Here is a 16,134-nt window from a genome sequence, read left to right as displayed (position 1 = left end):
TGTCGGACACTGCTTTGCCGGGCAGCCCGTTAGGAATAGAACTCATGCCAGATAGTGCCCCGCAACAACTGCTTCACCTCGTCATCGGCGGCGAGCTCGTCGATCTCAAGGGCAACACCTTCAAGAATCTCGACGACGTCGAGATCGTCGGCCTCTATCCGAACTATGCGGCCGCCTATGCCGCCTGGCGCGCCAAGGCGCAGAGCACGGTCGACAACGCACAGATGCGCTATTTCATCGTCCATCTCCACCGGCTGCTCGACCCGAATCAAGAACCGGCGCGTTGAAAAGACTGCTTCGCAATACGCTGCGAAGCAGCTGCCTTCAGCGTGCCGTCGGGGTCCTGGCGGCCGAATATCTGCGTCTGGTCTGGCGGACCAACAGGTTCACGTTCGATCCCCCGGACGTCTATGAACGCGTCGAGCCGCAACTCCCCGCGATCTTCGCGTTCTGGCACGGCCAGCATTTCCTGACACCCTTCATCAAGAACCGGGACAAGGCCTCCTATCGGGCCAAGGTCCTGATCTCCCGCCATCGCGACGGCGAGTTCAATGCGATCGCGGCGGAACGGCTCGGCATCGGCACCATCCGCGGCTCCGGCGACCATGGCGGGGCGTTCCATCGCAAGGGAGGTGTGGGCGCCTTCAAGGAAATGGTGCGGACGCTCCAGGCCGGTTGTAATGTCGCATTGACCGCCGATGTCCCCAAGCGCTCGCGCGTGGCGGGGCTCGGCATTATCATGCTGGCACGGGAATCGGGGCGGCCGATCATGCCTTTCGCGATGGCGACCAGCCGCTTCGTCCGGCTCAAGAACTGGGACCGCACCACCATCAATTTGCCGTTCGGGCGCGGCGCATTGGTCGGCATCAAGGAAATCCACGTTCCTCCGGATGCCGACGCCGCCACGATGGAAGCATTGCGCCAGGAGCTGGAAGACACGTTGAACGAAGCGACCCGCCGCGCCTACGCCCAACTCGGTCGTCGGGGACCGGAACATGCCTAAGTCGCTGCCCATTGCGCTGCCGATCACGCTGCGGATGTATCGGCGCTTGGCCTCCGGCCTGGTGCCGCTTGCGCCTGCGCTGATCAAGCGGCGGCTGAAGCAGGGCAAGGAGGATCCCGCGCGCGTCGGCGAGCGGCGGGGGCTGTCCGGTGACGTGCGGCCGCATGGCCCGCTGATCTGGATCCACGGCGCCAGCGTCGGCGAGGTGCTGGCCGCGGCGGCGCTGATCGGGCGCCTGCGCGATCTCAATCTGCGCATCCTGCTCACCTCGGGCACCGTCACCTCGGCGGCGGTGGTGGCGAAGCGCTTTCCGCCTGACGTCATCCATCAGTACGTGCCGTATGACTCTCCGCGCTATGTCGCGCGCTTCCTCGATCACTGGAAGCCGTCGCTGGCCCTGTTCATCGAATCCGACCTTTGGCCGAACCTGATCCTCGCCGGCGCGGCGCGCCGGATGCCGATGGTGCTGATCAACGGGCGGATGTCTCCGCGTTCCTTCCCGCGCTGGCGCCGCATGCACGGCACCATCTCGGCGCTGCTGTCGCGGTTCGACATTTGTCTTGCGCAGTCGAGGACTGATGCCGAGCGCTTTTCCGCGCTCGGCGGCCGCAACGTCGTCACCACGGGCAATCTGAAGCTGGACGTGGCGGCGCCGCCGGCCGATCCCGCAAAGCTCGAACGGCTGATGGCGATGACGCGCGGGCGTCCGATCATCGTCGCGGCCTCGACCCATCCGGGCGAGGACGAGATGCTGATCGCGGCGCATCGCAGCCTCGTTGGTTTCTTCCCGCAGCTTCTCACCGTGATCGTGCCGCGCCATCCGGATCGCGGCTCCGCGATCGCGGGCCTGGTCACGGCGTCCGGCCTGAAGCCGAGCTTGCGCTCGCGCGAGGAGCTGCCGACGGCCACGACCGATGTCTATGTTGCCGACACCATGGGCGAGCTCGGCCTGTTCTACCGCCTCTCGCCGATCGTGTTCATGGGCGGGTCGCTGATCCACCATGGCGGCCAGAATCCGATCGAGGCGATCAAGCTTGGCGCTGCGATCGTCCACGGTCCGCACGTCTTCAATTTCGCCGATGTCTATGAAGCGCTCGACGGGAGCGGCGGAGCGCGCGAGGCCGATACACAGGAGGCGTTGGTCAAGCAGCTCGGCCTGCTCCTGGCCGAGCCGACCGTGCGCGACAAGATGCAACGCGCAGGCTCGGGCGTGGTCGAGCAGCTCGGCGGTGCGCTCGATCGCACCATGACCGCGCTCGAGCCGTATCTGCTGCAGTTGCGGATCGAGATGGGGGCCGCGAATGCGTGAGCCGGCCTTCTGGTACCGGCCACATTCCCCGCTATCGCATGTCCTCTTTCCGCTGGGTGCGCTCTACGGCGTCGTCACCGCATGGCGCATGCAGCGCGCCGGCGTGGACGCCGGCATTCCCGTGATCTGCGTCGGCAACTATCATGTCGGCGGCGCCGGCAAGACGCCGACCGTGCTGGCGCTAACGAAGCTGCTTCGCGAGCTCGGCGAGACGCCGGTCGTGCTCAGCCGCGGCTACGGCGGGCACCTGAAGGGGCCGGTGATGGTCGACCGCGCGCGTCACACCGCATCCGACATCGGCGACGAGCCCCTGATGATGGCGCGCGACGTCCCGGTCGCAGTCGCGCGCGACCGCCTCGACGGGGTCGCGCTGGCGAAATCGCAGGGCGCCACCGTGATCGTGATGGACGACGGCTTTCAGAACCCGGGCCTTCTGAAAGACGCGTCCCTGATCGTGATCGACAGCGAGCGCGGTCTCGGCAATGGCCAGGTGTTTCCCGCAGGCCCCCTGCGCGCGCCGCTGCAGGCCCAGCTCGCGCGCACCGACGCGCTGGTGCTGATCGGCGATGGCCGCGCCGCCAACGATGTCGCGGCCGAGCTCGCCAAGCGCGACAAGCCGGAGATGCGGGCACGCCTGAAGCCCAATGCGGGCTCGGTCGCGCAGCTTCTTGGCAAGAAGGTGTTCGCCTTCGCCGGCATCGGGGACCCCGAGCGCTTCTTCCGCAGCTTGCGCGCCAGCGGGATCGAGGTCGTGCGCACGCGCGGCTTCGCCGACCATCACGTGTTTTCGCAAGTCGAGATCGCAGCTCTCGCAGCGGAGGCCCAGCGCGAGCAGCTCACGCTGGTGACGACGGAAAAGGATCTTGCACGCCTGCGTGGCCGCACGGACGTGCCCGACGGCGTCGTGCCGTTTGCCGTTCAGCTCGAGTTCGACGAGCCGGCAAAGCTGCGGCAACTGATCAGCGATCATCTCTACAAGGCGCGCGAGCGGCGGTTCAGCAGGCGATGATCTCGTGCACTAGGCAAGCGTCTCTGCCATAGCTCATACAGCGACGTGTCGCGGGTGACGAATTCTCTTCCGCGCTCTTGGCAGTTGATGTAGCCTTTCATGAGAGCCGTCACCGGGACGTGCCGAACTCCCGGCAATCATCGACGGCGTTGATGCCCACGGCGGGCAATGAAATCTTCATCATGTCAGTTGCAGCGGCCGTAACGATCAGTTCGGAACGGCACGGAGGGTTATTGCCAATAGTTCAGAGGAGAATTTGTCATGCATTTTTGCCTCACCGGACAATACACGCCACGCGCTCTCAATGCCATTTTGGAGAATCCCACGACCGATCGCCAGGAGGCAGCCCGAAAACTCATCGAAGCGGCCGGCGGAAAGCTGATCTCGATGTACAGCGTCGCGGCCGACGGCCCAGGCGTCCTGGTGATTTTCGATGTGCCTGATCCCAGTGCGGCTCCGGCCATTTCAGGTCTCACCGTCACGGCGGGCACGCTGCAGAACGTGAAACTGGTCCGGTTGTTCACGCAGGACGAGATCAAGCAGGTCCGTCAGAACGCGGCGAAGCTGCGTACTTCGTATACCCCGCCTGGAAGCTGATATCCGGATCCAACGCGCAGCCGCCGCAGCCGAACGACGCGGCGGCTGTGCTCATGTCGAAGTCAGAACCATGTCTCCAACGAGGCGAGGGCCCTGCTCACCACACCCCGACGGCCATCAATCCGATGATGGTCACGCACGAGATGCAGGCCACGATGACAGTATAGTACTGCGGTGCGTTCATTGCTGACTCCCAAACTGTTCGCCAGTTGCCTGGTCGCCGCCATGCGGGAGTGATCGCCGGTCTTGGGCCGCTTCAGTTCGGCATGCCCTGACCGGTCTTGCGGTGTTCGTCCGCTCCCTCATCGTCGCCCTGCTTCGCAGGATGATGATCCGCTTCGAGAGTTTCGGAGCGTTTAGCTGCGATCAAAAGCTGTTTGCGCATCTCAGCGAGACGAGCGCGGCAATATTCACGATAGAGCAGGTCTAGTATGGCGGGCATGATCACCCCCATCATTTGACTCTCAATTTACAGATATTCCACCGCGAATTTTCGAGATGATCATAGCCCGCCAGATGGCTCTTCGGTATGAGCCCGTTCACAGACTGTGCAAATTCCGAAGCTCGATGGCCGATTGATCGTCTGTGCGATCAAAACAACAGGGCTGATTACCTAACATGCACTTTAGCAGCACTCTGTTTCGCCAAGACTTCGTCAAACAACTTAAGGGCGCCGAACGGTGCCGAAGAATCCAACCACAGCGCGAATGACTCGCGGCGGAGTGCACGCAACTATCCGATGCAACTCGGAGCGGCGCGACGGAGATCATTTCGGCTGCGAGACGCCGGATCAGGCGCGCGAACATCGTCGGGACGCGACACACTCCCCGTGCTTCGTCACAAGCTGCACCGCCCGCGCTGCTGCCCGTCATTCAGGCGGCATTCATCGCGAAACTTCTATCGGTTCGGACGATCGGGAGAATGCGATGAAATTTCCGTCTGCGACCGTCGCCGCCAGCCTTGTGTGTCTGATCATTGCGCCTGTGTTTGCTGCACAGACGACGCCGTCCGGTGCGCCAGCAGCGACGGTGCCGGTTCCCGCAACCAAGCGGGTCACGTGCCTGGCTACGACGCAAAACCTGAAGGGACAAGACAGGCACGACCAGCTGCAGCTCTGCATGGCGCAGGCGCGGGTCGATTGCCTGAAGCAGGCGATCGATCAGAAAGTGGTCGGAGAGGCCCGGAAGGATTTCATCAAGACCTGCGCGGGCTCGTCGGATGGCACGGCGCAGGAATAGCCGCGAGCCGCGGACGTCACGGCTGCGGCTTGAGCGCGCCGGGGAAATGCCGCTGCAGCACCGCGGCGGGCGTGGCGTAGGCCTCCTGCAGATCCACGCTCCAGTACTTCAACTCGTCGAGCGGGATCCGCGTGTCGGTGATCGCGCAGCGCACGAAGGTCCCCGGCGAGATGACGCGGAAATCGCCGTCGAGATACTGCACCTGCGCTTCGCCATGGCCCGAGGGGCCGAACTTGTTCAGCACGGTCGAAAGTCTCCGTGGAAGGCCTCTCCCGGGAAAACCCTGGAGGGCAGAATGCGTTGGATTGGATGTAGCATAGATAGGGTGGCTTGTCCGCCCGTCAAACCCACCGGTTCGTGATGTTTTACCGCCGTCTCTGCGTGATAAGGCCTCGAGCGAAGGATCGCTGGTTCCGGCACCTGATACGGCAGAGTCCGATGCGCCTTCGACTGACCGCCCTGCTCCTGACGCTGCTGATATCGACCGCGCACGCCACACCGGCGCCGCAGCCGGTCGACATTCCGCTCGCGTCCGGGGTCCTCCATGCGCAGCTCTACAAGCCCGAGGGCGCCGGCCCGTTTCCGACCGTGATCGCGCTGCATGGCTGCGGCGGCCTTGGTGGCCATTCCGATCCCGTGCTGCCGCGCTATCGGGATTGGGCCGAGCGCCTGCTCAAGGCGGGCAACGCCGTGCTGCTGCCGGACAGCTACGGCTCGCGCGAGCTCGGGCCGCAATGCCGCGTCAGGGAGATGCATGTCAAAGCGCGGCGCGAGCGCGTCGCCGATATCGCGGCCTCACGCGCCTGGCTGATGAAGCAGGCCTGGGTGGCGCACGACCGCGTCAGCCTGATCGGCTGGGCCAATGGGGCCAGCGCGCTGCTCTGGGCCGTGCGCCCGCAAAGCGCAGCACGCGATCTCAGTCCGGATTTCCGCGCCGCGATCGCGTTCTATCCGGATTGCCGGATCTCGGCGGGTCTGGGGTGGAGCACGCGGGTACCGACGCTTGTGCTGATCGGCGCCGATGACGACGTGTCGTCGCCGCCGGCCTGCCGCCAGATGGTGGACGGCGCGCGCGGCCGCAGCGCGCTCGCGCGCATCGTGGTCTATCCCGGCGCCGATCACGATTTCGACCGCGCCAACATGCCGCTGCACGCAGCTGCCGGCAGCCGCGACGCCGCTGCGCCCGAGCGCGACGATTTCGGTATGGACGCCGAGGCGCATGCTGAATCGCAGAAGGATGTCGCGCGCTGGCTGGCCCGGTGAGGCGGAGGAGCGGGCCTGCCGCGCCGTAGCTCGGTAGAGCGAGGGCGGGGCCGCCCTGGGAACAACGTCAGGCGGGCAGCCCCGCATCGACCACCGCCCTGCACGGAGTATGGCCGACCGTGAATCTACGGACCCATGCCGCGCCGGTTTCGGCCGTGAACCGTGCCATCTTTCGACCACGATGGCGGTTAAACCGATCTCACATGCGCAACCGCATCGTTCTGTTCGCCTCCGCCCTGATCGTCTTCACCGTCGCGATCTTCCTGTTCGAAGCCCGCGCCGGCGCGCCAATGCTGGCGCCGGGACATTGCGGCTTCTGGACCACGATCGACGCGGGACTGTCCTGCCGGTAGGACGCGCTGCGTCCACATCGTCTGCGAGGTTTGGGGCGATCATGCCTACACTCGCCGTCCTCTCGCCTCAGAACAGACTGCCCTGATCCACCTTCTTGGCCACGCGCTTCGGCGCGGGCTTTGTCTCCGGCACGGCCGGCTTGGGTTGCGGCGGCGCGCGCGTTGCCGCGGGGGCCGCGCGATCCGCATCCGCGGTTGCGCCGACGCGGCCATCCGCGAACTCGATCTCGACGCGTGCGCCGGGACCGATCGTATCAGCCGCATGCACGGGATGGCCGGCCTCGTCGCGCACCAGCGCGAAGCCGCGCGCGAGCACGCTACGGTAGGACAGCGCGGACAGCAGCTTGCCGCTGTTCTCGACCCTTGTGTCGAGCCGGTGCAGCAGCGTCGCAAGCGCGCGCCCCGCGCGTTCGGCCAGACGATGTGTGCGCTCGCGCTGGCGGGCAATCGCGTTGCGCTGCGCTTGCGCATTCGAAAGCTTCGAGGCACGCAGCCGTACTTCAAGCCCGGCAAAGCGGTCACGCCGCTGCCGCAGCAGCGAGCGCGCGGAGAGACCAAGCCGCTCGCCGCAAACGGTGAGGCGGTGGTCGGCCTGCGAGATCTGCCCGTGCAGCACCCGCAGCGTCAGCTTTGAGCCGGCTGCGGTGAACCGGCGGAAATGCGCATGCGTGTTGGCCTTGAGGCAGCGGGGTAGCGAAGCGCCCGCCGAATCCAGCCGCTGCCGCGGGATCGCGAGCAGATCGCCGGCCGCCGGCAATGCGCGCGCGGCGGCGCGCAGCTCGCTGCGGCGGCTCTCCTGGGCACGCTGCCAATAGGCGCGGGTGCGGCGGCCGAGATCGGCGACCTCGACGAACAATTCGCTGCGCACCGGCACCGCCATCTCGGCCGCCGCCGTCGGTGTCGGCGCGCGCTTGTCGGCGACGAAGTCGATCAGCGTGATGTCGGTCTCGTGGCCGACCGCCGAGATCAGCGGGATCATGCTCTCAGCTGCGGCCCGCACCACGATCTCCTCGTTGAACGACCAGAGATCCTCCAGCGAGCCGCCGCCGCGCGCGACGATCAGGACGTCGGGGCGCGGAATCCTGCCGCCCGGGGCAATCGCGTTGAAGCCGCGGATGGCGGCCGCGACCTGCTCGGCCGAGCCGTCGCCCTGCACCTTGACCGGCCACACCAGCACGCGGCGGGGGAAGCGGTCCTCCAGCCGATGCAGGATGTCGCGGATCACGGCGCCGGTCGGCGAGGTCACCACGCCGATCACCTCCGGCAGCCAGGGCAGGAGCTGCTTGCGCGCCTCGTCGAACAGGCCCTCGGCGGCCAGCTTCTTCTTGCGCTCCTCCATCAGCGCCATCAGCGCGCCGATGCCGGCCGGCTCCAGCGCCTCGATCACGATCTGGTACTTCGACGAGCCCGGATAGGTCGTCAGCTTGCCGGTGGCGATGACCTCGAGCCCCTCCTGGGGCTTGAAGCGCATCCGCCCATGCACGCCCTTCCAGATCACCGCCTCGATCTTGGCGCTCTCGTCCTTGAGCGCGAAATAGCAATGGCCGGAGGAATGGGCGCCGCGAAAGCCCGAGATTTCGCCGCGGACCCGGACATGGCCATAGGTGTCCTCCACCGTCCGCTTCAGGGACTGGGAGAGCTCGGAGACGGTGAATTCGAAGGCGTTGTTCAGTTGTTCCGCAGGCGGCATCGGCAAACGATTCGGCATTTTGGGATCAGGCCCGACGTTAAGGATTTTCGCAGGCCAGCGCCAATCGATTCGATGAGCCGTGGAACCGCTTCCGCGGGGGGCTGCTTGACTTGTCCCTAATTTCATATATGAAAACATAAAATCATATATGAATGAAGAGGAGGAAGCGGACCCGATGACCGTGGCCGATCCCAACGATCCACGTCGACGCATGTTTGCGCAGTACCGGCTCAAGCCGAACAGCGGGGTCAATCCGCCCTATTCGCCGGCTTACCCGGTGGAGTGGGGCTGCACCTTGCGGACCGTGGAGATCATGACCCGTGTCGCGCCGGGCAAGGTCGCCGCCCTGCTTGCGGACACGCCGTTCGAGATTGCGAGTGATCGCGTCGCCTTCCGCTTCATGCGTTCGCCCGGCCATTCCCTGGCTGTCCATGCGGGCGAGATGTTCGATCTGATGATCTCGGTGCCCGTGCGCTACAAGGGGCTGTTCACCGAAACGCATATCTTCATGTATTGCAGCGATCCCATGGGGATCTGCGCCGGACGCGAAGTGTTCGGCTATACCAAGAAGGATGCCCACTACGCGTTCGACGAGCATCCGGACGGCTCGATCACCGGGTGGGTCCGGCGCCGCGGAATTCCACTCGCCGATTTCGCCTTCACGCCGGATGCATCCGCGCCCGTCGTCCGTATCGTCGATGGCGACGAACTGCCGGCCGGCGAGATCCATGTGCGCCGTTTGCCGCATCCTGAGCGCCTCGGCATCGCCTATGCGGACATCGCTTATCGCCGCACGCCGTTGAAATACTCCAAGCCCGTGCCGGGCCGCGCCGCGATGACGCTGCACGCCAGCGAGTACGATCCGATTGCCGAACTCGAGCCGGAAATCCTCGGCGCGCATTTCATGGTGTCGGAGGTCTATGGCGGCGGCTTCGAGGTCGAGGACCGGCGGCTCATCGAGCGGCTCATTCCCTAACCAACAAGATCAGCCTGCGCGCCATGTACGTGCGGGCGGCGAATACCGGGAAGAAACACGCACGAGGCAAAGGAGGGATTCGACATGGAAGGACGATTTCGGGTGAGCCGCCGCCGGCTGCTGGCCGGCGCCGGCGGATTGGCGCTGGGCATGACGGGCCTCGGTGCACGGGCGCAGGAGACGAAGCCGCTCCGCATCGGCGTGCTGACGGACATGTCCAGCCTCTATGCCGATGTCACCGGCCCGGGCTCGCTGCTGGCGGCCAAAATGGCGGTCGAGGATTTCCAGGCTTCGGGTCCGAAGATGACCCGGCCGATCGAGATCATCAGCGGCGACCACATGAACAAGGCCGATCTCGGCGCAAACATCGCGCGCGAGTGGATCGATCGGCAAAGTGTCGACGTCATCGTCGATGCGCCGAATTCGGCCGTCGCCCTCGCGGTCCGCAACGTCGTACAGCAGAACAACAAGACGTTGCTGGTGTCCGGCGCCTCGTCGTCGGACCTGACCGGAAAGTCCTGCTCGCCCAACCTCGTGCACTGGACCTACGACACCTATGCGCTCTCGTCGGGCGTCGCGCGCGCCGTCGTCGAGAGCGGCGGCAAGAGCTGGTTCCTGCTCACCGCCGACTACGCCTTCGGCCATGCCATGGAAGGCGACATCAAGAACGTCGTGCAGAAATCCGGCGGCAAGGTTCTCGGCGGGGTGCGCACGCCCATCAACACGCAGGACTTCTCCTCCTTCCTGTTGCAGGCCCAGTCGTCGAAGGCGGAGATCATCGCGTTGATCAATGCCGGCGGCGACACCATCAATTCCATCAAGCAGGCGGTCGAATTCGGCATTCCCCAGGGCGGCCAGCGCGTGGTGGCGACGGTGCTGTATCTCAGCGACGTGCATTCGCTCGGCTTGAAGATTGCGCAAGGGCTGCAGTTCACCGAATCCTTCTACTGGGATCTGAATGACGATACGCGCGCATGGACGAAGCGCTTCGCTCCGCGCAACAGCGGCCGCTATCCGACCGCATTGCATGCGGGCGCCTATGCCACGACGCTGCACTACCTCAAGGCCGTCGATGCGCTCGGCGCCTCCAGCGACGGCAAGGCGGTGGTCGAACAGATGAAGAAGCTGCCGACCGATGATCCCCTGTTCGGCAAGGGCAGCGTGCGCGCGGACGGCCGCAAGCTGCACAACATGTACCTGTTCGAGGTGAAGACCCCCGGCGACTCCAAATATCCCTGGGACTATTACAAGCTGGTCAAGACCATCGCGCCGTCCGAGGCCTGGCGGCCTCTGGCGGATGGCGGCTGCGAATTCCCCAAATCGTGAGCGGCACTGACCGGCCGCCGGTCGCGCTGGTCACCGGCGGCGGGGGCGATATCGGGCGCGCCATTGCGCTGAGGCTGGCGCGGATGAGCGCTGCGGTCGCGATCGTCGACCGCGACGAGGCGGCCGCACGCGCCACCGCGCAACTGGTCGAGCAGGGCGGGGCGAGGGCGCTCGCCATCCGCGCCGATGTCTCGCTCGCGCAGGATACGATCGCGTTCGTCGATGCGGTCGAAACGCGCCTGGGGCCGATCGGCATCTTCGCCAACAACGCCGGCATCGAGGGCATCGTCGCTCCTCTCCACGAATATCCCGACGACACGTTCGATCGCGTGCTGCAGGTGAACGTCAAGGGCGTTTTTCTCGGCCTCAAGCACGTGCTGGCCAGGATGATGCAGCGCGGGACGGGCGCCATCATCAACACCGCATCGACCTCGGCGATCCGGGGACGCGCAGGCCTTGCCGGCTATGTCGCCTCCAAGCACGCCGTGCTCGGGCTGACACGCACGGCGGCGCTCGATGTCGCCAGGACCAGGATCAGGGTCAACGCCGTCCTGCCCGGACCGATCGAGTCGCGCATGATCCGGGACCTGGAAGGCCAGGCACGCGAGGGCGGCATTGCATTGCGCCGAAGCAATGCGACGGCGCATGGCCGGCCGCAGGATGTCGCGAACGTCGTGGCTTTCCTGGCGTCCGACGAGGCCGCGCACGTGAATGGTGCAGCCTGGGTCGTGGACGGCGGGACGACGCTGGCCTAGGGCGTGTACTGGCGAGGTTGGCTTCGGGCTGACGCATCGCGGCAAGTCCCTCCCTCATCCTTTGCCCTGGCGCGGATGCCGCGCCCGGCGGCGCTGTCGCTCGCAGCGCGCCTCAGGTTTTTTGCTCAGGCTCTGCCGAGATCAGGCTTGAGATAGCCTCGGCACTCTCGGACGGCTTCAGATGACCTGCATCGAGGGTGAGTGCGGGCTGAGGCATTGATGCCATGCAGGCATCGAACTGCGGCCGGAGTGTGCGCAGCAGCGACAGATCCCGCATCTTGCCGAAGGCGGCACGATCTTCATCGACCAGGCGTCGCTCTTGCTCGGCCTGATCCAGGTGAAGTGCGACGAAGATGACCTCGCCGCCCTTTCGTTCCACCAACTCTTGTACTCGGACCGGAAAGTCTCCAGCCACCGTCGGCTCGGGGGCGAATGTGAATATCAACGATCGCTTCTGCCTGGCGGCCTCCTCGAACACGGCCATCCAGAACTGTTCACGCAAACGCGAGAACGCCTCCGTGCCAAACGGAAACACCGCGCCAACGGCATCGACGACGAGGTGATTGTGAAACAGCGCAATCCCTGTCCGGGAGGAAAGATGGCGCGCGATAGTCAGTTTTCCCGAGGCGACTTGCCCATAGATGAAAATAAGCTGCATCCGATCATGATATCACAGGGACTCTCGCGAGGCGTCTCCTGGAATTGCCAGGTCGGCATTGCTACGGCACGACCAAGCGCCTCAACGAAGCCGGGAACAATGTCTCCGCGATCTGATTGGAACGCTGGTACGTCCAATCCGGGACCAGCGAGTTTCCTGGAAGGCGTCTTGTCAGGAAGGAGACACCAATGGATGACGAACGGAAAGCATCAAGGGCAGGGCAACAGGCCGCCGAAGGCTTGCGTGAAGCGGCTTCCAGGGACGAAGCAAAGAACGAGAGCAGGATGGGGCACGATCTAGCCAAGGGGGCTGATCGTTTCGAAGAGCGCTCGAAAAGCTCCGACGGAAAAAGCGCAGAAGAGAAACAAGAGGGCTGAAGGCATCTGAGCACGACGGCTAGATCTGCTCGCGCATCGCGTCTGAGCGGGTTGGCTTCGGCTGAAGCTATCGCGGCGGGTTCGGTGCAACCTCTCCCGCTTGCGGGAGAGGTCGCGCCGAAGGCGCGGGTGAGGGCTATCTCCTCTAGGGGGCTATCCCATTGCGGAAACACCCTCTCCCCAGCCCTCTCCCGCAAGCGGGAGAGGGAGTGCACCTCCATCGTTGCAGCAATTGCTGCCTGATCCCGACATCCGTCAGGAAATCCCGCCGATCTTCTCGGAGACGATCCTGGCGGCGCTGCGCAGCTCGGCGGCGATGGTGCTGGCTTCCGCGGCTGGGATTTGTTCCTGCTTCACCAGCGGGACGGTCATCGCGGCCACTGCACGGCCGGAGGCTTCGATGATCGGGCAGCTATAGGCAAGGATGCGCGTATAGCCGTCGTCGTTGGAGAAGTTTCCTCCCTCCGCCGAAATGCGGTCGAGCGCGGCAAGCGCCTTCCTGGTGCTGATCCGGTCATTGGTCGCGATGACCTGCGCCAGCTCCTGGCGCCGGCCCTCGAGCTGGAAGGCCGCCAGCACCTTGGCCGAGGCGTATTGCTGGGTGAGCGGAAACACCGCGCCGACCTTGACCGACCAGCCCATCAGCCATTCCGGCTCGATCCGGGCGATCACCATGAACTGCTCGCCGTGCAGCACCGTCAGGTGGCAGGACAATTGCACGCGCGAGGCCAGCTGCTCCATCACCGGCAGCGCCGCCTTCAGCAGCCGCTCGGTCGGCGGGAATTGCGAGGCGATCCGGAACAGCTTCAGCGTCAAGGTGTATTCGCCGGTGGCGGGGTCGCGCGCGACATAGCCACGCCGCTCCAGCGCCACCAGCATCCGGAAGATCTCGCTGACGGAGCGCCCGACGCGTTCGGCAAGCTGCTTCTGGCTCATCCCGCGTGCAGCGCCCGCCAGCGCCTCAAGGAGGTCCAGCCCCTTTTCCAGGGCGGGCGCGCCCGGCTGCGGCTTTTCAGGGTTCATTCATCAGGCCTTTGACGTGCACTGCCGGGATCACACGTTGGCGTGCGCCTTCATGTACCCGATCACCCGAGCGGCGAAAAGCCGTTCAGCAGTGAACGCCTGTCCGCGCTGAACATCCTGCTGGCGCAGTTCGTAGGATGGGTTGAGCCCTTGCGAAACCCATCGCTTTCCTGTTCCGGATCGGTCCTGGCGGTTGTCATCCGACTGCAAGTGACGCCGAAGCGCGAATGGCGCCCGATCGGTTATGTCTTTTGAATGCCGAGAGACACGAGTGATGGGTGTCGCAAGAGCTCAACCCATCCTACAGCCTGAACATGCTCAAGGCGGATGGAGCAATCCGTCGGACCTTAGCAAGTTCATCGCTTCGGCGAGCGTAAGACCGCGATGTCGGAAGAACCATTCTCCGGTGTGACGGTGCCACTGGATATTGAAGTGGTTGCGACTGATCCAGTCGAGGCGGGTGAAGGGGGCGTCGAACTCTTCGCCGAGATTCTCCGGGAAGCCGGAGCGATAGCGTTGAACGAAGCGATATTTGGTCCCGTGCCACTTTCCCAGGATATCGACGGGGTAATTGAACTGGGTCGGCCGGATGGTGGACAGGAAGGTGGGCTTCAGGAAGTTGTCGATCAGATCTTGGCAGGCAGCCGTCACCGCTGCTTTTTCTGCCGCGGAAAGGCCCGTCGATCTCATGTGTCCTCCCGACTCAGCTCGTAGGATGGGTTGAGCCCTTGCGAAACCCATCGCTGCTCTATCCCCGCTCCCCGTAGTCGCGGCCGCCATCCGACTGATCGCCGGCCCAATCGGCCGGGTAATTGCCAAGCTGGACGTGGCGATGAAACGAGGAGGGCGCCCAGTCACGGACGCGGTTGACGAGCCCGTGCTTGACCGGATTGATGTGAACATAGTCGACGTACCGCACGAAATCGACCTCGTCGCGAATGGTATGCTCCCAATATCTGCGCTGCCAAATGCCCCGTTCACCTTTGGCCAAGCGGCTTTGGGATATCTTTTCATCGTGCGTCAGCCCGCGCGAAAAGGTGGATTTGATCAACCGCCAGCGCATGGCAAACTCGGCGTCACCTTCCGGTAACGTCCACACGGTGTGAAGGTGGTCAGGCAGAACCACGATGGCATCGATCGTGAACGGATGGCGCTGGCGCGTTTCGCGAAACGCCGCGCGCAACGTCTCGACATGATCCGTCAGCAACGTCAGCCGCCGCTCCGCCAGATTGACGGTGAAGAAGAAACACCCACCAGGAACGAAGTTGCGGCGGTACGCGGTCATGACGCGATCTTATCACGAAACAAGTGCGATGGGTTTCGCAAGGGCTCAACCCATCCTACGGGCTGCTTTGGAGAGCTTCTCAGCCTTCTCGGCCGCCTTCTCAATAGCGATTTCTCGGCGCGCCTTGATCTCGTAGTGCAGCCAAATGAGAAATACGCCAGCAATAGTCAGCTCTACGATCAAGCCCTCAGTCGACTGCGCCCCCGCGATCAGGAGCCAACCCGCACCTATGACTGCAATCAAGACGAAGCCAACCGCAACGAGCCAGAGAGCGCCTTGGATAAAGGCAGGGAGTAGTGCCAGAAACAGTACGGCAAGCACAATTCCGCCAGCTATTTCGATCAGCATTTCCTGTCCTCAGGGCGCCTTGCGTGCCTGAAGGCGTGCAATCAGCCCCTTGAGTTGGTAAAGCGCCTTAACGATTTCCTTGGCCAGCTCAATTGAATCCTGCGCCTCATCTGCGCCGATGTTGTCGTAAACCTTTGCCTCGACGTGGGCCGCATCGTTTCCCAGGGCTTTGAGTTCATTCATCGCCTCAAATAGCGGCTCCGGGAGCACGATTGCGTTCCTCAGCGAAGCAAGTCGCTGGTGCAGATTCGCTCCTGCAGCTTTGTTCTCATCGCATATTTCTTCGAGCAGCCTTCGGACCATCATTGTGGCAGCCCTATACGCGCCTGCACCATGGCACGCGACAGCCTCCTTCAACGTCTGCTGGAGGCGCGGAGATAGGCCTTCCGGGTTGAAGTCTAGCAACTGCGGGGGTTCAATTTCGACGACCGCGTTTCCCGCTTCGATCACAAAAACCAAACCCAAGCACTTCACGTTGGGACAAATCCTCATGCTCGCAAAGTAGGTCCCGACGACGGTATTGTTCCCAATCTTGCCTGTCTTGTTGAATGCCTTCGCGGCCCCGATTGCGTTGAAGGAGCCCAATTCGCGGCAGTGCGGGCATCTTATCGATACCGGAACGCGCGACGTATCCTGGGAGAAGCCCCCGTCCGCCCGAAACACATTTGTCTCGTTCGGCACGAAGTGCGGCGGCACGTTCATAGCCCCTCCTGGCGTAGTCTTAACGGTTGAACACAACCTTTACCCGAGATTCGCCCGATGGCGCGAGAGCTATGCGGAAGAGAATCGCAGGGATTCCCAAAGGAGCCTTGTAAACATTCTAAACGGTCGAAATGTCTCTTTGCGCGCGGAGGCGCACTGTCGGGCTTTGCGAAGAGGTACAGTTTGGAGGGTTTTGCGCCCCCCCTTGAGCCCCACCCCGAT

22 protein-coding genes are annotated in these 16,134 nt (G+C 64.1%); 13 read left to right on the top strand and 9 right to left on the bottom strand.

The genetic code is table 11. The features are described 5' to 3' along the window. Positions 1–44: 44 nt before the first annotated feature. The 5 genes from EHH60_RS30390 (at position 45) to EHH60_RS30370 (ending at position 3,918) form a co-directional block, all read left to right on the top strand. Positions 45–287 carry a DUF4170 domain-containing protein gene (locus EHH60_RS30390; RefSeq protein ID WP_124163037.1) on the top strand — a complete coding sequence of 81 codons (243 nt, stop codon included), beginning with the start codon at positions 45–47 and terminating at the stop codon, positions 285–287. Then, positions 284–1,003 (top strand): lysophospholipid acyltransferase family protein, encoded by a 720-nt coding sequence (locus EHH60_RS30385; RefSeq protein WP_124163036.1) that lies wholly within the window; start codon positions 284–286, stop codon positions 1,001–1,003. Before EHH60_RS30390 ends, EHH60_RS30385 begins: the two co-directional genes overlap by 4 nt. Next, the gene (locus EHH60_RS30380; protein ID WP_124163035.1) at positions 996–2,312 is read left to right on the top strand and encodes a 3-deoxy-D-manno-octulosonic acid transferase; all 1,317 of its coding nucleotides are present in this window, start codon (positions 996–998) and stop codon (positions 2,310–2,312) included. Before EHH60_RS30385 ends, EHH60_RS30380 begins: the two co-directional genes overlap by 8 nt. After that, on the top strand, positions 2,305–3,321 hold the full coding sequence (lpxK, locus tag EHH60_RS30375) for a tetraacyldisaccharide 4'-kinase (protein ID WP_124163034.1): 1,017 nt from the start codon (positions 2,305–2,307) through the stop codon (positions 3,319–3,321). The genes EHH60_RS30380 and lpxK overlap by 8 nt, the downstream gene beginning before the upstream one ends. A 261-nt stretch (positions 3,322–3,582) precedes the next feature. Then, entirely contained in the window at positions 3,583–3,918 is a 336-nt protein-coding gene (locus tag EHH60_RS30370) for a GYD domain-containing protein (RefSeq protein ID WP_124163033.1), read from the top strand. 256 nt (positions 3,919–4,174) lie between these two features. On the opposite strand, the gene EHH60_RS30365 is transcribed toward EHH60_RS30370, so the two are convergent. Further along, a complete protein-coding gene (locus EHH60_RS30365) occupies positions 4,175–4,375 on the bottom strand; it encodes a hypothetical protein (RefSeq protein WP_245454628.1) in 201 nt (66 codons plus the stop codon). A 469-nt stretch (positions 4,376–4,844) separates the two neighbouring features. On the opposite strand from EHH60_RS30365, the gene EHH60_RS30360 reads away from it, so the two are divergent. Next, positions 4,845–5,156, top strand: a complete 312-nt coding sequence (locus tag EHH60_RS30360) for a hypothetical protein (protein ID WP_124163032.1) — start codon at positions 4,845–4,847, stop codon at positions 5,154–5,156. A gap of 16 nt (positions 5,157–5,172) precedes the next feature. Here EHH60_RS30360 and EHH60_RS30355 read toward each other — a convergent pair whose 3' ends face one another. After that, positions 5,173–5,400 (bottom strand): DUF2093 domain-containing protein, encoded by a 228-nt coding sequence (locus EHH60_RS30355; protein ID WP_014491939.1) that lies wholly within the window; start codon positions 5,398–5,400, stop codon positions 5,173–5,175. Between the two features lie 194 nt (positions 5,401–5,594). Between EHH60_RS30355 and EHH60_RS30350 the strand changes: the two genes are divergently transcribed. Together EHH60_RS30350 and EHH60_RS37745 are read left to right on the top strand one after the other, a co-directional pair. Then, positions 5,595–6,419, top strand: coding sequence for a dienelactone hydrolase family protein (locus tag EHH60_RS30350; RefSeq protein ID WP_199752215.1), 825 nt, complete (start codon positions 5,595–5,597; stop codon positions 6,417–6,419). Positions 6,420–6,622: 203 nt separating this feature from the next. Continuing rightward, the gene (locus EHH60_RS37745) at positions 6,623–6,772 is read left to right on the top strand and encodes a hypothetical protein (protein ID WP_199752213.1); all 150 of its coding nucleotides are present in this window, start codon (positions 6,623–6,625) and stop codon (positions 6,770–6,772) included. 67 nt (positions 6,773–6,839) lie between these two features. Here EHH60_RS37745 and xseA read toward each other — a convergent pair whose 3' ends face one another. Next, entirely contained in the window at positions 6,840–8,462 is a 1,623-nt protein-coding gene (gene xseA, locus EHH60_RS30340) for an exodeoxyribonuclease VII large subunit (RefSeq protein ID WP_199752241.1), read from the bottom strand. A gap of 175 nt (positions 8,463–8,637) precedes the next feature. Between xseA and EHH60_RS30335 the strand changes: the two genes are divergently transcribed. The 3 genes from EHH60_RS30335 (at position 8,638) to EHH60_RS30325 (ending at position 11,519) form a co-directional block, all read left to right on the top strand. Next, positions 8,638–9,438, top strand: a complete 801-nt coding sequence (locus EHH60_RS30335; RefSeq protein ID WP_199752211.1) for an acetoacetate decarboxylase family protein — start codon at positions 8,638–8,640, stop codon at positions 9,436–9,438. A gap of 150 nt (positions 9,439–9,588) precedes the next feature. Beyond that, entirely contained in the window at positions 9,589–10,764 is a 1,176-nt protein-coding gene (locus tag EHH60_RS30330) for an ABC transporter substrate-binding protein (protein ID WP_124163109.1), read from the top strand. Further along, positions 10,761–11,519: an SDR family NAD(P)-dependent oxidoreductase gene (locus EHH60_RS30325; protein WP_124163029.1), complete on the top strand. Its 759-nt coding sequence runs from the start codon at positions 10,761–10,763 to the stop codon at positions 11,517–11,519. The genes EHH60_RS30330 and EHH60_RS30325 overlap by 4 nt, the downstream gene beginning before the upstream one ends. A 112-nt stretch (positions 11,520–11,631) precedes the next feature. Here the strand turns inward: EHH60_RS30325 and EHH60_RS30320 are convergent, their stop codons facing one another. Further along, positions 11,632–12,177, bottom strand: a complete 546-nt coding sequence (locus tag EHH60_RS30320) for a P-loop nucleotide/nucleoside kinase family protein (protein ID WP_124163028.1) — start codon at positions 12,175–12,177, stop codon at positions 11,632–11,634. A gap of 188 nt (positions 12,178–12,365) precedes the next feature. Here EHH60_RS30320 and EHH60_RS30315 point away from each other — a divergent pair, with 188 nt between their 5' ends. Further along, the gene (locus EHH60_RS30315; protein WP_124163027.1) at positions 12,366–12,554 is read left to right on the top strand and encodes a hypothetical protein; all 189 of its coding nucleotides are present in this window, start codon (positions 12,366–12,368) and stop codon (positions 12,552–12,554) included. A 255-nt stretch (positions 12,555–12,809) separates the two neighbouring features. On the opposite strand, the gene EHH60_RS30310 is transcribed toward EHH60_RS30315, so the two are convergent. After that, positions 12,810–13,577 carry an IclR family transcriptional regulator gene (locus tag EHH60_RS30310; RefSeq protein ID WP_124163026.1) on the bottom strand — a complete coding sequence of 256 codons (768 nt, stop codon included), beginning with the start codon at positions 13,575–13,577 and terminating at the stop codon, positions 12,810–12,812. 42 nt (positions 13,578–13,619) lie between these two features. Between EHH60_RS30310 and EHH60_RS30305 the strand changes: the two genes are divergently transcribed. Beyond that, positions 13,620–13,832, top strand: a complete 213-nt coding sequence (locus EHH60_RS30305) for a hypothetical protein (protein ID WP_124163025.1) — start codon at positions 13,620–13,622, stop codon at positions 13,830–13,832. Between the two features lie 63 nt (positions 13,833–13,895). Here the strand turns inward: EHH60_RS30305 and EHH60_RS30300 are convergent, their stop codons facing one another. The 4 genes from EHH60_RS30300 to EHH60_RS30285 are packed head-to-tail and all read right to left on the bottom strand — an operon-like array spanning position 13,896 to position 15,912. Then, positions 13,896–14,267, bottom strand: a complete 372-nt coding sequence (locus tag EHH60_RS30300) for a DUF3024 domain-containing protein (protein ID WP_124163024.1) — start codon at positions 14,265–14,267, stop codon at positions 13,896–13,898. Positions 14,268–14,325: 58 nt separating this feature from the next. Next, entirely contained in the window at positions 14,326–14,862 is a 537-nt protein-coding gene (locus EHH60_RS30295) for an REP-associated tyrosine transposase (protein WP_124163023.1), read from the bottom strand. Between the two features lie 45 nt (positions 14,863–14,907). Next, positions 14,908–15,210, bottom strand: a complete 303-nt coding sequence (locus EHH60_RS30290) for a hypothetical protein (RefSeq protein WP_124163022.1) — start codon at positions 15,208–15,210, stop codon at positions 14,908–14,910. A 9-nt stretch (positions 15,211–15,219) separates the two neighbouring features. Beyond that, positions 15,220–15,912, bottom strand: a complete 693-nt coding sequence (locus tag EHH60_RS30285) for a DUF4145 domain-containing protein (protein ID WP_124163021.1) — start codon at positions 15,910–15,912, stop codon at positions 15,220–15,222. Positions 15,913–16,134 lie beyond the last annotated feature (222 nt).

The sequence above is a fragment of the Bradyrhizobium sp. RP6 genome (genome assembly GCF_003837805.1).
Lineage (GTDB): Bacteria > Pseudomonadota > Alphaproteobacteria > Rhizobiales > Xanthobacteraceae > Bradyrhizobium.
The sequence above is the reverse complement of the archived record's forward strand: the minus strand, read 5'-3'. Positions and strand labels throughout refer to the sequence as shown.

Coding starts and splice junctions, on each gene's coding strand:
- EHH60_RS30390 (WP_124163037.1), top strand. CDS start 45: ATGCCAGATAGTGCCCCGCAACAACTGCTTCACCTCGTCATCGGCGGC.
- EHH60_RS30380 (WP_124163035.1), top strand. CDS start 996: ATGCCTAAGTCGCTGCCCATTGCGCTGCCGATCACGCTGCGGATGTAT.
- lpxK (WP_124163034.1), top strand. CDS start 2,305: ATGCGTGAGCCGGCCTTCTGGTACCGGCCACATTCCCCGCTATCGCAT.
- EHH60_RS30370 (WP_124163033.1), top strand. CDS start 3,583: ATGCATTTTTGCCTCACCGGACAATACACGCCACGCGCTCTCAATGCC.
- EHH60_RS30365 (WP_245454628.1), bottom strand. CDS start 4,375: ATGATGGGGGTGATCATGCCCGCCATACTAGACCTGCTCTATCGTGAA.
- EHH60_RS30360 (WP_124163032.1), top strand. CDS start 4,845: ATGAAATTTCCGTCTGCGACCGTCGCCGCCAGCCTTGTGTGTCTGATC.
- EHH60_RS30350 (WP_199752215.1), top strand. CDS start 5,595: ATGCGCCTTCGACTGACCGCCCTGCTCCTGACGCTGCTGATATCGACC.
- EHH60_RS37745 (WP_199752213.1), top strand. CDS start 6,623: ATGCGCAACCGCATCGTTCTGTTCGCCTCCGCCCTGATCGTCTTCACC.
- xseA (WP_199752241.1), bottom strand. CDS start 8,462: ATGCCGCCTGCGGAACAACTGAACAACGCCTTCGAATTCACCGTCTCC.
- EHH60_RS30335 (WP_199752211.1), top strand. CDS start 8,638: ATGACCGTGGCCGATCCCAACGATCCACGTCGACGCATGTTTGCGCAG.
- EHH60_RS30330 (WP_124163109.1), top strand. CDS start 9,589: ATGACGGGCCTCGGTGCACGGGCGCAGGAGACGAAGCCGCTCCGCATC.
- EHH60_RS30320 (WP_124163028.1), bottom strand. CDS start 12,177: ATGCAGCTTATTTTCATCTATGGGCAAGTCGCCTCGGGAAAACTGACT.
- EHH60_RS30315 (WP_124163027.1), top strand. CDS start 12,366: ATGGATGACGAACGGAAAGCATCAAGGGCAGGGCAACAGGCCGCCGAA.
- EHH60_RS30310 (WP_124163026.1), bottom strand. CDS start 13,577: ATGAACCCTGAAAAGCCGCAGCCGGGCGCGCCCGCCCTGGAAAAGGGG.
- EHH60_RS30300 (WP_124163024.1), bottom strand. CDS start 14,267: ATGAGATCGACGGGCCTTTCCGCGGCAGAAAAAGCAGCGGTGACGGCT.
- EHH60_RS30295 (WP_124163023.1), bottom strand. CDS start 14,862: ATGACCGCGTACCGCCGCAACTTCGTTCCTGGTGGGTGTTTCTTCTTC.
- EHH60_RS30290 (WP_124163022.1), bottom strand. CDS start 15,210: ATGCTGATCGAAATAGCTGGCGGAATTGTGCTTGCCGTACTGTTTCTG.
- EHH60_RS30285 (WP_124163021.1), bottom strand. CDS start 15,912: ATGAACGTGCCGCCGCACTTCGTGCCGAACGAGACAAATGTGTTTCGG.